General features: G+C 68.7%; 13 protein-coding genes and 2 tRNA genes. 7 read left to right on the top strand and 8 right to left on the bottom strand.

Annotated features, from left to right (window positions below; all coding sequences use genetic code 11):
- Positions 1-6 precede the first annotated feature (6 nt).
- The 5 genes from OIE13_RS10330 to OIE13_RS10310 all read right to left on the bottom strand — a co-directional run bounded on the left by OIE13_RS10330 (position 7) and on the right by OIE13_RS10310 (position 4,941).
- Positions 7-921 carry an ABC transporter permease gene (locus OIE13_RS10330; RefSeq protein ID WP_326640695.1) on the bottom strand — a complete coding sequence of 305 codons (915 nt, stop codon included), beginning with the start codon at positions 919-921 and terminating at the stop codon, positions 7-9.
- Positions 908-1,975, bottom strand: a complete 1,068-nt coding sequence (locus OIE13_RS10325; protein ID WP_326640697.1) for an ABC transporter permease — start codon at positions 1,973-1,975, stop codon at positions 908-910. The genes OIE13_RS10330 and OIE13_RS10325 overlap by 14 nt, the downstream gene beginning before the upstream one ends.
- Positions 1,976-2,009: 34 nt before the next feature.
- Positions 2,010-3,542 (bottom strand): ABC transporter ATP-binding protein, encoded by a 1,533-nt coding sequence (locus OIE13_RS10320; RefSeq protein ID WP_326640699.1) that lies wholly within the window; start codon positions 3,540-3,542, stop codon positions 2,010-2,012.
- Positions 3,523-4,257, bottom strand: coding sequence for a GntR family transcriptional regulator (locus OIE13_RS10315; protein ID WP_326640700.1), 735 nt, complete (start codon positions 4,255-4,257; stop codon positions 3,523-3,525). Before OIE13_RS10315 ends, OIE13_RS10320 begins: the two co-directional genes overlap by 20 nt.
- Before the next feature lie 120 nt (positions 4,258-4,377).
- Positions 4,378-4,941 carry a carboxymuconolactone decarboxylase family protein gene (locus tag OIE13_RS10310; RefSeq protein WP_326640702.1) on the bottom strand — a complete coding sequence of 188 codons (564 nt, stop codon included), beginning with the start codon at positions 4,939-4,941 and terminating at the stop codon, positions 4,378-4,380.
- 456 nt (positions 4,942-5,397) lie between these two features.
- Here OIE13_RS10310 and OIE13_RS10305 point away from each other — a divergent pair, with 456 nt between their 5' ends.
- The 7 genes from OIE13_RS10305 to OIE13_RS10275 all read left to right on the top strand — a co-directional run bounded on the left by OIE13_RS10305 (position 5,398) and on the right by OIE13_RS10275 (position 8,485).
- Positions 5,398-5,928, top strand: coding sequence for an NAD(P)-dependent oxidoreductase (locus tag OIE13_RS10305; RefSeq protein WP_326830279.1), 531 nt, complete (start codon positions 5,398-5,400; stop codon positions 5,926-5,928).
- Positions 5,929-6,288 carry an imine reductase family protein gene (locus OIE13_RS10300; protein ID WP_326640706.1) on the top strand — a complete coding sequence of 120 codons (360 nt, stop codon included), beginning with the start codon at positions 5,929-5,931 and terminating at the stop codon, positions 6,286-6,288.
- A gap of 405 nt (positions 6,289-6,693) precedes the next feature.
- A tRNA-Met gene (locus OIE13_RS10295) sits at positions 6,694-6,769 on the top strand.
- A gap of 1 nt (position 6,770) precedes the next feature.
- Positions 6,771-6,843, top strand: a tRNA-Arg gene (locus OIE13_RS10290).
- A 162-nt stretch (positions 6,844-7,005) separates the two neighbouring features.
- Complete coding sequence (locus OIE13_RS10285) at positions 7,006-7,530, top strand: hypothetical protein (RefSeq protein ID WP_326640708.1); 525 nt, start codon at positions 7,006-7,008, stop codon at positions 7,528-7,530.
- Positions 7,527-7,988, top strand: coding sequence for a hypothetical protein (locus tag OIE13_RS10280; protein WP_326640710.1), 462 nt, complete (start codon positions 7,527-7,529; stop codon positions 7,986-7,988). The genes OIE13_RS10285 and OIE13_RS10280 overlap by 4 nt, the downstream gene beginning before the upstream one ends.
- 104 nt (positions 7,989-8,092) lie before the next feature.
- Positions 8,093-8,485 (top strand): hypothetical protein, encoded by a 393-nt coding sequence (locus OIE13_RS10275; protein ID WP_326829928.1) that lies wholly within the window; start codon positions 8,093-8,095, stop codon positions 8,483-8,485.
- Positions 8,486-8,716: 231 nt separating this feature from the next.
- Here the strand turns inward: OIE13_RS10275 and OIE13_RS10270 are convergent, their stop codons facing one another.
- The 3 genes from OIE13_RS10270 to OIE13_RS10260 all read right to left on the bottom strand — a co-directional run bounded on the left by OIE13_RS10270 (position 8,717) and on the right by OIE13_RS10260 (position 12,162).
- Positions 8,717-9,079 carry an ASCH domain-containing protein gene (locus OIE13_RS10270; RefSeq protein WP_326640714.1) on the bottom strand — a complete coding sequence of 121 codons (363 nt, stop codon included), beginning with the start codon at positions 9,077-9,079 and terminating at the stop codon, positions 8,717-8,719.
- A gap of 15 nt (positions 9,080-9,094) precedes the next feature.
- Positions 9,095-10,654 carry a tetratricopeptide repeat protein gene (locus OIE13_RS10265; RefSeq protein WP_326829927.1) on the bottom strand — a complete coding sequence of 520 codons (1,560 nt, stop codon included), beginning with the start codon at positions 10,652-10,654 and terminating at the stop codon, positions 9,095-9,097.
- Between the two features lie 330 nt (positions 10,655-10,984).
- A protein-coding gene (locus tag OIE13_RS10260; RefSeq protein ID WP_442811606.1) for an IS3 family transposase occupies positions 10,985-12,162 on the bottom strand; the annotation gives its coding sequence in 2 pieces (ribosomal slippage) (positions 10,985-11,904 and positions 11,904-12,162; 1,179 coding nt in all).
- Positions 12,163-12,400: the final 238 nt, after the last annotated feature.

Below are 12,400 nucleotides of genomic sequence, written 5' to 3'. Positions count from 1 at the left end.
TCTCTCCTACCTGGATGAAACGGATTCGAAGACACGGCGCAGTTCCTCGGGGGCCGCGCGCAGCGTGCGCTTGCCGAGGACCGCGAGGATCACCAGAGTGATCACGAAGGGCAGGGCGTCGAGCGCGAACTGGTTGAGCGCGTACCCCCGGGCCTGCAGGGCGGGGGCCAGCGCGAGCGCCGTCCCGAACAGGTAGGAACCCGCCATGACCCAGAGCGGCCGCCACGCGGCGAAGATCACCAGGGCGACGGAGATGAATCCCCGGCCCGCCGTCATCCCCTCGAACCAGGCGTGCGCGTAGGCCGTGGACAGCTGCGCGCCGCCGATCCCGGCCAGCGCGCCTCCGGCGACCACCGCCAGGCCCCTGATCAGGCCGGGCCGGTAGCCGTGGACGTGCAGCACGTCGGCACGCTCCCCCGCGGTGCGCAACAGCAGTCCGCCCTTCGTGCTCCGCAGCCACCACCAGAGCGCCGGGGCCGCGACGAAGGACAGGTAGGTGATCCAGTCGTGCTGGAACAGCACCTCGCCGACCACCGGGAGGTCGGCCAGCAGCGGCACGTGGACGGGAGCGAAGCCCGGGGCGGCCTCGCCTACGTAGGCCGCCCCGTACAGGCTGGTCAGGCCCAGGCCGAGGAACATCAGCGTCAGGCCGGTGGCGAACTGGTCGGCTCCCCGCCAGACCACCAGGAGGGCGTGGACCAAGGCGAGCAGCGCGCCCGTCGCCGCACCCGCCAGTATTCCCAGCCAGGGGCTTCCGGTTTCGGCGGCCACCGCGTACCCGCCGAGTGCACCGACGAGCATGCATCCCTCGGTGCCGAGGTTCACCACCCCGGCACGCTCGGACACCGTCTCCCCGAGCGCACCGAACATGATCGCGGTTCCGCCGCGGACGCCGCCCGCGAGCACGTCAACGAAGAGCATCCGTCCCTCTTCCCGTTCCCTTCGCAGCCCAGCCGAGTACGGCGAGCAGTACCAGGCCCATCAGGACGTTCACCGCGGCGGCGGGCAGACCGCTGTCGAGCTGGAGGCTGTCCCCGCCGATGCTGATCGCGGCCAGCAGGAACGCCCCGCCGACGGCGGGCAGCGGCTGGTGTCTGGCCAGCCACGCGGCCAGGAAGGCGATGTAACCGATGTTCGCGGTCAGCCCCGGGCGGAGCTTGAACTCCACCCCGGCCAGGTGGACCATGCCCGCCAGCCCGGCCAGCGCCCCGCCGAGCAGCATCGCGGTCAGCAGCAGCCGTTTCACCGGCAGCCCGGCCCGCCGCGCCGCCTCGGGGTTGCCCCCGATGACGCCGAGGCGGAATCCGAAGGCGGTGCCGCGCAGTACCAGCCAGACCGCGACCGCCGCGACCGCCGCGACCACGAGGCCCACGTGCACCGCCGTGCCGCCGAGCAGCGGCAGCCTCGCCGCGACCTCCAGCGGTCTGGTCGCCGGCTGGCCGGAGCCGGCGGGGTCCTTCCACGGCTCGTAGATCAGGTAGAGCATCACGTCCAGCGCGACATAGTTGAGCAGCAGGGTCGTGACGGCCTCGTTGACGCCGACGGTGAGCCGCAACACCGCCGCGATCCCGGCCCAGAGCGCCCCGCCGAGGGCCCCGGCCACGAGCATCGCGGCCAGAGCCACCGGCCCGGTCGAGTCGAACGCCAGGCCCGCCCCCGCCGCGCACACCGCCCCGATGATCACCTGCCCCTCCCCGCCGACGTTGGCCAGTCCGGCCCGTGCGGGCAGCACCACGGCCATCGCCGCGAGGATCAGCGGGGTCGCCTTGATCGCGATCTGCTCGACGCCGGCCGCGGTGAAGGTCGAGACGACCATGTCGGCGAGCGCGGTGACCGGATCGGCCCCCTTGACCAGCAACAGCACGCTGAAGATCGCCACCGCTCCGGCCAGGGCCCCCACCCATCGCCGTATCGCCCGCACGGCATCGGCGGTTCGGGCTGGAGCCGGCTCCACGGGCGTGAGGGTCACCGTCATCGGACCCCGTCCTTCCGGTTCGTCCCGGCGGCGGTCACGACACCCCACCCAGCATCAGCCGGCCGATCTCCTGACGGTCGGCGTCCCCGGCGGGGACAATTCCGGCGATCTCCCCGTTGTGCATCACCGCGATCCGGTCGCTGATGGCGATCAGCTCGTCCAGGTCCTCGGAGACGACCAGCACTCCGGCCCCCGCGTTCCGCCGCTCCAGCAGCAGTTCCTGGGTGCGCCGGGTGGTGGCGACGTCGAGTCCCCGGCTCGGGTAGGCGGCCACCACCAGCACGGTGTCCTTCCTGCCGAGCGCCCGGGTGAGCATGACCCGCTGGATGTTGCCGCCGGACAGTTCGGCCACCCGCCGATGCCCGGGGGCCATCCGCAGCGAGACCCGCCCGTCCAGCTCGTCACTCGATGTGCCGACCTGCCGCCAGTCCACGTTCAGCCACCGGCGGGGGATCTCCGGCAGGCCCAGCGCCATGTGCTCCACGACGCTCAGCCCCGGAACCACCGCGTCGGCGACCGGGTCCTCCGGCACGTCGGCCACCCCGGCCGCCAGTGCCTGCCGGGGCCCGGTCAGCCCCGTTCCGGCCGCTGTCACGGTGCCCGAGGCGGCCGGCCGCAGCCCGCAGGCGACCTCGCACAGCTCCCGTTGCCCGCTGCCCGCCACGCCGGCCACCCCGACGAGTTCGCCGGGCATCACCTCCAGGCTGACATCCCGCAGCCGCAGCACCCCGCTCTCGCCGTACGCGCTGACCCCGGCCAGGCGCAGGGCCGGGGGGCCCGCGTCCCGCGGTGCCGGGCGGCTGTCCGGCAGCGGGGGTACGGCCCGGCCGACCATCGCCTCGACCAGCTCGGCGTCGTCGTACGCCGTCGGATCGACACCGTTCAGCACGACCCGGCCGGCACGCAGCACCGTCACCCGGTCGGCGATCGCCCGCACCTCGTTCAGCTTGTGCGTGACGATCACCACTCCGTAGCCGCTCGCACGCAGTCGCCGTACCACCGTGAACAGCGCGCCGACCTCCTGTGGCGCGAGCACGCTCGTCGGCTCGTCCAGGATCACCACGCGTGACCCGGTCATCAGGACCTTGAGGATCTCGGCACGTTGCCGTTCCCCGATCGACAGGTGGGAGATCCGGGCCCGGGGGTCGACCGCCAGCCCGTGTTCGGCGGCGGCCTCGGTGATCCGCCTGGACAGCCGGGCCGGTCTCGGCCTGCCCGGCAGGGCCAGGGCGATGTTCTCCGCGACGGTGAGGGCCGGGACCAGGCGGAGGTCCTGGAAGACCATGCCGATGCCGAGCGAGCGGGCCCGCGCCGGGCTGGTCATGCGGACCTGGGCGCCGTCCACGGAGACCTCCCCGGAGTCGGGGCGGTGCAGGCCGTACACGAGCTTGAGCAGGGTGCTCTTGCCCGCGCCGTTCTCCCCGACGAGGGCGTGCACCTCCCCGGCCCGCACGTCGAAGTCGATCGCGTCGTTGGCCAGGACCTCGCCGAACCTGCGGGTCAGTCCGCGCACGGCGAGCAGGGGGAGGTCGATGATGTCGGTGGGACTAGCTTCGGTCAGGGTCATGGCGCCTGCCTCGGTTGAGGGCCATCTGAGTGATCGCGTGAGCGGCGCGCCGCTCCACGACGTCCATCGACTCCCCCACGTGGCGGTGCATCGCGGTCAGGGCCTCGGCGAGCCGCCCGGCCAGAACCTCCTCGGCGATCTCCAGGTGCTGGAGGATCGTGAGGGTGATGCGGTCCGCGGTGAGGAAGTCGTACATGCGCACCGCCCGGATCCGCGCGTTGACGGATTCCAGGGTGCCGGTCAGGGCCGCGTTCCCCGAGGCGCGGCTCATCGTGATGTGGAAGTCCTCGTCCATCAGCACGAACTGCGGGTCGGGTTCGGGCTGGTCGTCCCGCATCGCCCGCCACTGGTCCCGGAGCGGCTCCAGGATCGCCGCGTCATGCCCCTGCACGTTGGCATCCAGGGCACGGCTGATCCCGCGCAGCTCCAGGGTGATCCGCAGTTCGTACAGATCTCTGAGATCGGACAGGTCGGGTTGGGCGACGTAGTAGCCGCCGTCGGAGCCACGCTCGACAAGGCCGTCGGCGAGCAGCCGGACGAGGGCCTCGCGCACCGGGGTCCGGGAGACCCCGAGCAGCGAGGCGACCCGTTCCTCGACCAGCCGGGTCCTGATCGCGAACTCGCCCAGCATGAGCCTGCGGCGCAGCTCGCCGTACACCTGATCACGGCGCAGCCTGATCGGCGTATCCCGCTCTGTATACAGCCCCGTATCCATGGGCCATAAACTAGGGAGGCCAGATTTCCCGACAGGTCGGATCACGTTAATTCAGTGCGGCAATACCCTCACACATCGTGGGATTCCCCGGTGCGCACAGTGGTCGAATCGGAGGGACTCTTACGCGTCGTCGCCGTCCCAGGCGTAGGCCTGGAACGGCGGGTCGAGGGGGGCGTCGATCAGCCGGTTGGCGAACGTGGAGATCGTGTAGGCACCGACACCGAGGACGACCTCAAGGGCGTTCTGCGGCGTGTAGCCGGCGCCGAGGAACGCCCGCGTCTCCTCGTCGCCGACCGCGCCGCGGTGATCCATCACCGCGAGGGTGAACGACCGCAGCGCCTCCGAGCGGGCGTCCGCGAGGGGCTTCTGTGCCCGCAGTGCCTCGATGACCTCGGCCGGAGCCTCCAGCCTGACCAGCGTGACGGTGTGCATCGCCACGCAGACATGGCAGCCGTTGCGGGTGGCGACCGTCAGAATGACGATCTCGCGCTCGATCGGGGCCAGGGTGGTCTGTTCGAAGACGGCGCTGGCCGTCAGGAACCCCTTGAGTAGTTGCGGGGAGGTGGCCATCCGGCCGACCGGCGCGGGGATGAAGCCGAATTTCCGCTCCACTCCCTCGACCGTGGCGCGGGCGTCGGCAGGGGCGCTCTCGGCGGTGTGGGTGACGAAGACGTCGTGGGACACGGGGACCTTCTCTCTGGATTCTCCGGGCACGCCGAAGACGGGCCCGGCGGACGCACGCTGAGACAATATCGTCAACACGGTTGTCTATATAGTAAACATGGTTGACGACTTTGGCAATGATCGAGGCCGGACTCCCCTACGGAGACATCGACGTCTTCCGAGGTGGCCACAACCACCAAGCCCTCGCACGGAGAAGGCTCCGAATTCCAACCTGAATCCGACGCGTACATCCTGGCTCGCGGCGCGCTCAAACGCCTCGGCCGCGTCGACCTGGCATACCTGGCCGCCGGCCGCGATGCGCTACCCGGAGGAAAGCGACGCCCCCAAGGGTTCCTGCCCAAGATCGGCCCTTGACCTCAAGTGTGGCTGAGTTTCTAGCGTGGTTCTTGATTGACAGGCCGCAGTGACCCCGGACAGGGAACCGGCGCCCCGGCAACTCGCGAGAAAGCAACATTCATGACCACTACCTCTGGAAATACCAGCACTCGATCGGCCGTGACTGTGATCGGCTTGGGGGAGATGGGCTCTGCGCTTGCGGGGGTGTTCCTGGACAGCGGGCACCCGACCACGGTGTGGAACCGTACGCCGGGAAAGGCCGACGCTCTGGTCGCCAAGGGGGCGCGATGGGCCGCGACCGTCCGTGATGCGGTCGCCGCCGGCCCGCTCGTGATCATCAGTGTGAAGGGCAACGCCGCCGCCCGTCGGATCCTGGAATCGGCGGGCGACGCTCTTGCCGGCCGCGCCGTGGTCAACCTGACGGATGGGACATCAGCGGAGGCCAGGGCAGTGGCCGAGTGGGCCGCGGACCAAGGAACGGAGTACCTCCACGGACAGATCATGACGATCGCCCCGGGTGTCGGGCACCCGGAGACAGTGGTGTTCTATGGCGGCGCGGGCGCCGTGTACGACCGCTATCGCTCGACGCTTCGGCTTCTCGGTGGCCGAGGGAGCCTGATCGCGGCCGGTGCCGGCATACCGGCCTTGTAGATGGCCGTGCACGGCACCATGTGGGGAACGCTCGACGGATTCCTGCACGCGGCCGCGCTGCTGTCGAGCGAGGGCATAGAGGTGAAGCGGTTCTTGGACCATGCCGGCGCATCGATCTCCGCGCTGTCGGCAGTCTTGCCGTCGATCGCCGATGAGGTCGATCGTGGCGAACACGCGGCGGAGTACGGGGCGCTCCAGCATCACCTGCCGTCGGTCGAGGACCTGGTCCGGGAGAGCCGGGCGCGAAGCATCAATGATGAGTTTCCCGGCTACACCCGGGCACTGGTGGCCAAGGCCGTCGCAGAGGGCCATGCCAACGACGGCTACTCACGCCTGGTTGAGCACTTCAGAAGACAGTGAGTTCTAGGCAGCGAGGGTTCGACCGGGGCCTGTTCAGTAGATCCTGGTGGGGTTCGTCTGATAGGTCCGCTCCGTGACTGAGGACCGTTTGAAGCGGCACGATCTGACCGATGAGGAGTGGGCGCGGCCGGAGCCCGCCGGGCTCCGGCCGCCGACAAGGCCTGCTCCTCTTCCGCCGGGGCTCCTGGAGAAAACGCGTTGCGGCCGGTTCCGGAGATCCGGCATCCTCATATCAGGTCAGTCGAGCTTCACCAGGAGGGATCATGCGCCGCAATCACGGTCGGAGCCGTCGCGTCATGCGTGCTCGTCGCCGTATGCGCATGCCCCGGGAGGCTCGCGTCTGACACCCGCCGTCACGACGCGAGCCGTCCCGGACCGCACGGTCCGAGACGGCTCTTTCCTTGGAGCGGGTGAGGGCGCTGGTGTGCTCGGCGGTTTCATAAGCCGCTGTGGGCGGGTTCGATTCCCGCACCCGCTACCAAGCCTCTGTGGCGCAGTGGAGAGCGCGCCTGCTCGCGGAGCAGGAGGCCACTGGTTCGATTCCAGCCAGAGGTGCTAGACCCTGCTGGTTAACTCGCGACATGTGAGCGGCCGGTCCGTGATGTGATTCGTTGTGTCCTGAAAGTATGTCGTGCACGGCCGTCCTTCCCTCTCGCCGGAGCTCTCCGCGTCCGGGATCTATCGGAACTGACCGGCGACCAGTCCGTCCCGGTACGCATGTTCACCGGCCCCGGCCACCCCGCGCTCCCCGCAGTCCGGGCGGCGATCAACGCCACCGCGCTACTCCTGCCGGCTGGCACCGTGCAACCGTTGGTCACGCCGCAGGCTCGCCTGGATGCCGCTTGGCGGACCCGGCATTCCTCCCCTGATCACCGGACCGCGCTGGGCGCACTCCTGCCCGACCTCATCCGGGATATGCAACTCGCCGCCACCATGTACGACGGCGCCAACAGGCGGCGCGCGAACGCCCTGCTCGCCGAGACCTACGGCTTGTCTCAGATGTTCTTGGCCTTCCAGCCCGCCCGGGATCTGGTGTGGCGCGTCTCTGATCGGGCTTTGCTGGCCGCTCAGGAGTCCGAGGATCCGCTCGCCCTGTCGTGCGCGGTGTGGTTCCTCGCCGCGGCGCACCGGGACGCGGGTGATCTGGAGGCCGCCCACGACATCAACGAGGACGGTATGACGGCGCTCGCCCCGGCGATGGACGAGGCGGGCGTCGACCTGCGGGCGATGTGGGGGCGTTGAACTTCGAGCTGGCGCACACCTCGTCGAGGTTCGGCGACGCCGGCGACGCCTGGATGCACTGGGAGGAGGCGGCGCGCATCGCCGAACGTCTCCCCGAGGGCTACTACCAGCCGTGGACCAGTTTCTCGCAGGTCATCATGGCGCCGCACGCCGTCACGATCGCCGTGGAGCTGCACCAGGGCGGCGAGTCGGCCCGGCAGGCCAGTGGTGCGCTGGCGGCGCCGATCCCGTCTCGGCCGCGCCGGGGCCGCCATCTGATCGAGGTCGCCCGAGCTCACCATTTGCAGCGTGATCACGCGGCGGTGCTCGGCACGTTGCAGCTGGCCCAGCAGGCCGCCCCGGAGACGATTCGGTACAACGGGTATGCGCGGCGGATGCTGTTGGAACTCGCCGAAGGCCCTGCGGCGTTTCAGGCGCAGGCGCGCAGTCTCGCGGACCGAATCGGGCTTCTGGTCTGACCTCATCGAAGGGGCAGAAACCCTGCCCCTTCTTTGCGCAGTCGCGTCAATACGCTCAGTGAGCAGTTCCCCGGGGACAGACAGCCCATCAAAGGAACCCTCTCATGACCGCGGCTGAAAGGCCCATACAGGCCGTAGACCCTCGCAACCCGCATGCGCTGGTCACCGCGCTGATCTCCGAACTCCACAGGCGAGACCTGCAGGTCAAAGGCAAACGCACCACCAACGCCGTCATCCTGCACGTGATCCAACCAGCGGCCTCTGGTGGCGGCGACACCATCGAAGGCGGACTCGCCAACGTTCCGGCCCTGTCACAGACCGTCGTCCTCACCCCCGACTCCCAACGACGCAGCGAGACACGTGCCTACGCCTGGTCATGGGTTTGGGGAAGCGAGTTCCGCAGTGCCGGCGACCCCGAAACCGAGCGCTTCGGTGCCGGCGAGGACATCGGGCCCGCCGCTGACGCGATCGCCCGCGTCCTGCGCGTCAACTCCTGACCTCGGCTGCACCCGCTTAAGCCGGCGCGGCGGCGTCGGACCCCCCATGCCGTGCCGCCGCGCCTCACATCGCCCGGCCGCCGCGTCGTTCAGGTCACGTGGCGGCAAGGGCCGGTGGTCCTGCCTCACCTTCCCGGGGTGAAGACCACCGTGTTTGACCGGCCCCCAGGCCGGGCGGACCTCGCTTCACCCCGCGGAGGCGAGGGCCGCACCCACGTGCTCGGGCGGATATCAGGCGTCGGGCAGCGGTGCCAGGTGGATGGCGAAGACGCCGAGGGCTTCCTTCTCAGGCGGGTAGATGTCACGGCACGCGGCCAGCAGCTGGTCGCGGGTCATGCCCTGGCCGCCGATCATGGTGTTGTCCTCGGCGTCCAGCATCGCCTCGAACGACGGGTACTCCTTCACCGCAGTGACCCGGACGCGTAAGGAGTCCTCCCCGGAGACGAAACACAGCGTGTCTCCAGCGGAGATTTTACGGATCTTGGGGTAGCCGACGCGCACCTCGATGGTCTTGGCTTCCTTGGCGATCAGCTCGAAGTACGGCCTGCGGATGGTGATCGAGTACTCGTGAGGCTGCGGCCGCTGGGAAGCCATTGGTCTCCTTCACTCTCAGGGTCGGGCTACGGGACGGGCGGCCGCGCCGGTTGCGGCCAGGCGTTCACGCAGTCCTTCCACGGCCGCCTGGCGGGGGTATCGGCGGGCGAGGAAGGACGTGAGGTCGCCGGCCCGGCCCAAGACGGAGCCGACGATGCGGGTGGAGTCGAGGGCTTGGTGGCCAAGGGCAACGGCGTCGTCGGGGTCGCCGAGTTGGGCGTGGGCAAGGGCGAGGTCGATACGGGCGATGGCTTCCCGGCTGGGCGATCGGGACGTCTCGGGAGCCGATTCGTATACCGACAGAGCGTGTTCGGCATGTCGGCGGGCCTGTTCGGCCTGGCCGAGCCAGATGAAGGAGGTCGCGGGGTAAGAGGTGAGTGCGTAGTCGGCCAGCGGCAGCACATCCATGCCGAACCGGCGGGGTGAACGGGGCGGCAGGAGCCGATAGGCGTCCTCGGCTGCTTGGAAGTCAGCCGTGAAGCCTGCGGTGTCTCCGGCGGCGGCGGCCGCGCGGGCGGCTTGGGCGTGTAGCCGCACGGTCAGCGGATGGTCGACGGGGGCTTCGGCCAGGCCCTTGCGGGCGGCGGCCAGGGCTTTGCCGGGCTGTTGTTCGTACAGGTTGATGGAGGCGGCCGCGTCCATCGCCCATGCGCACAGCTGGCCATGTCCGGCCTGCTGGGCGTGGATGAACGCGTCGTTCGCGAAAGCGAGGCCGGTGTGGGCGTCGCCCAGGTCGTGGGCGAGCCAGGCCAGCAGTTCCGACAGCCACCCGGCGAAGGCGAGTAGTTCCCGGCCTTGCGGGTGGGTGTGTTTACCTTTGAGCAGGCCGTCGACCTTGCGCCGGTAGTCCAGTACGGCGCCGAAGACCTGCTGGGGAGGTTTGAGTGAGTAGGCGTGGTTGAACTCGGTGACCGCGAGGTCGAGGTGGTCGAGGGTTCCGGAGCCCAACGCGCTTGCCTCGGCCTGCCGGGTGAACTCCATCGCTTCGGTGGCGGCCTGCTGCAAGATCTGCGCTGCGGCGGCCGGGGCGGTCAGGGCCAGCCCGGCGAACTTCAGCGCGTCACGACGCTTCGTCTCCTCCACCTCCATGGTCTGCGGTCCCATGCCGGCGTGGTCGGCCCCTCCTTCTGAAAGTGTTATATCCCCTCGTACCGTGTTCCAATGCGGGCTGTTGTGCTGCGGCGGGGCAGGAGAGTAGTCGCGGGCGAAGCCCAACTCGACCGGGTTGGTGGTGAACAGGTGGCACAGCAGGTCCTGGTAGTCAGGGTTGGGCGGCTGGCCTGCCTCCCAGTCTTTCCATGAGCGCACGGTCAACCCGACGCTGGTCAGGCACTCCTGTTCGACGAAATCGTGGGTGGCTTTGACGGCTTGAGCGACTGTCCAGCCCATGGCCAGGCGGCGGCATTTGAGGAGCCGGTGCCCGCAGTGCTCGGCGATCTGAGCGGCGATCACCGCGACCAGTGCTGAGAGCACAGGGTCGGGGGATCCTGCCTGGCCGAGTATGCGTTCGCGCTGGGCTCGGCCGCAGGAGATGCCGTGCACCGGGTTTGATCGCCTCGTCGACTGGACGCTCACGTCTACCTCCGCCGGGGTGCCACGGGCCTGGACGCTGGATGCGCCGCGCGCTGTCGAAGATTGCTTGCCTGCCGCGTGATGCGGTCAAACCCCCGTCTGAAGGCGGCTTGGGCGCCCGCTGCGGGCGGCCAGGTCGCCCATGCGGGGCGGGAACCTCTCACTACCTTCGCAGATGTCGGCGGATCAGTCTGGTGGAAGGCGCCGCGTCCGGCCGACGGACTCTGCCAAGGGCATCCGGCCGGACGGGGCGCGCACCCTGTCCACGTAACCCCTGGCTTGGCCGGGTGAGGGGCTGAGATCATTCCGGACAGCGGAATCTGCGGCTGCGAACTACGCAACCGACTGAAGCGCTGTGTACTCGTCGAGGACTTCGAACGGTGTCCGGTAACCAACGGATGAATGAAGTCGGCGCCGATTGTAGAAGCCCTCGATATAACGGATCACGGCCCGGCGAGCCTTCGCCCGGCTGGTGAAAACGTACCGTTTCAGCCATTCATTCTTCAATGCCGAAAAGAACGATTCGGCCATGGCATTATCGTAACATATGCCGGTACGGCCAACGGACCTCCGGATATCCAGCCTCTTCAGCACGGTGCCGAATTCATCGGACGTGTAGTTCGACCCTCTATCGGAGTGGAAGATCGCGTCCTTTTCGATGGTGAAGGTCTGTACCGCGTTCTCGATCGCCTCGGTGATCAACTCGGTGCGGTAGTGATCGGCCATCGCCCACCCCACCACGGCCTTGCTGTAGCAGTCGATCACCGTGGCCAGGTAGCAAAACCCCTCCCAGGTCGGAATGTACGTGATGTCGCCCACCAGCTTGACGCCGGGCCGGACGGCGGTGAAATCGCGTCTGACCAGGTCGGGAATGCCCCGGAAAGCACCCTGCTCGGTGAGCTTCGGCGTGAAGGGCCGCACCTGCGCCGGCAGCAGGCCCAGCTCGCGCATCAACACCCGCACCAACTCAGCCGAACAGCGCTCACCGCGGCGCAGCAACTCGGCGTGGACGCGCCGGTAGCCGTACACCTCCTCGTGCTCGTAGAAGATGCCCGCGATCAGGTCCTGGAGCAGGTCGCGACGCTGCGCGGTCGCCGAGGCGGGCCGGTCGCGCCACTCGTAATACCCCGAGCGGGACACCTCCAGCCAGTCGCACATTTTCACAATCCTATGGTTGGCCTTCTCCGCGTCGATCAACTCGAACTTCGCGGTCACCGATTGTTCTCGGCCGCGAAGAAGGCCGCGGCTTTTTTTAGGAAGGAAAGCTTCTCGCGGAGTTCGGAGTTTTCTCGCTCGAGTTCGCGCAGCCGGGCGCGCTCGGGGCCGCTGAGGGAGTGCGGTTCTTCTTCCGCGCGCGTTCGCTTGTAGGTGTTCACCCAATTGCCGAGCGTGGTGTCGTGGACGCCGAACTCTCTGGCGACCTCGGCGATCGTACGGGGGCCGTCGAGGACCATGCGCACAGCTTCGTCCTTGAACTCCTGGCTGAACCTACGCCTGGAACCTTTCGGCATGTTTCTATCTCCTTCGGACTGTTACCACCCTAGCGAGCGGCCTGTCCGGAATCTCTGGAGCACCTCAGATTGGACCGCCACGGTAATCCGAACGTTCTCACCGCGGATCGGCCGTGCTCGCGCCTGTCCCAAGGACCGAGTGCTCTCAGTGCGCTGGTCGACGTTGAGCGCTACGACAGCCCCCTTCCCGATGTGCTCGCCTTTTCACCCCCAAGCCTCGAGCATTGAGACTGGAGGA

Origin of the sequence: Streptosporangium sp. NBC_01810, assembly GCF_035917355.1 — a bacterium.
In the GTDB taxonomy this organism is placed as follows: Bacteria; Actinomycetota; Actinomycetes; order Streptosporangiales; family Streptosporangiaceae; genus Streptosporangium.
Note: the sequence above shows the minus strand (reverse complement) of the source record. Positions and strands in the feature narration are given on the sequence as shown.

Excerpts from the sequence above, each read along its gene's own strand:
- OIE13_RS10330 (WP_326640695.1), bottom strand. The coding sequence starts at position 921 with ATGCTCTTCGTTGACGTGCTCGCGGGCGGCGTCCGCGGCGGAACCGCG.
- OIE13_RS10325 (WP_326640697.1), bottom strand. The coding sequence starts at position 1,975 with ATGACGGTGACCCTCACGCCCGTGGAGCCGGCTCCAGCCCGAACCGCC.
- OIE13_RS10320 (WP_326640699.1), bottom strand. The coding sequence starts at position 3,542 with ATGACCCTGACCGAAGCTAGTCCCACCGACATCATCGACCTCCCCCTG.
- OIE13_RS10315 (WP_326640700.1), bottom strand. The coding sequence starts at position 4,257 with ATGGATACGGGGCTGTATACAGAGCGGGATACGCCGATCAGGCTGCGC.
- OIE13_RS10305 (WP_326830279.1), top strand. The coding sequence starts at position 5,398 with ATGACCACTACCTCTGGAAATACCAGCACTCGATCGGCCGTGACTGTG.
- OIE13_RS10300 (WP_326640706.1), top strand. The coding sequence starts at position 5,929 with ATGGCCGTGCACGGCACCATGTGGGGAACGCTCGACGGATTCCTGCAC.
- OIE13_RS10285 (WP_326640708.1), top strand. The coding sequence starts at position 7,006 with ATGTTCACCGGCCCCGGCCACCCCGCGCTCCCCGCAGTCCGGGCGGCG.
- OIE13_RS10275 (WP_326829928.1), top strand. The coding sequence starts at position 8,093 with ATGACCGCGGCTGAAAGGCCCATACAGGCCGTAGACCCTCGCAACCCG.
- OIE13_RS10270 (WP_326640714.1), bottom strand. The coding sequence starts at position 9,079 with ATGGCTTCCCAGCGGCCGCAGCCTCACGAGTACTCGATCACCATCCGC.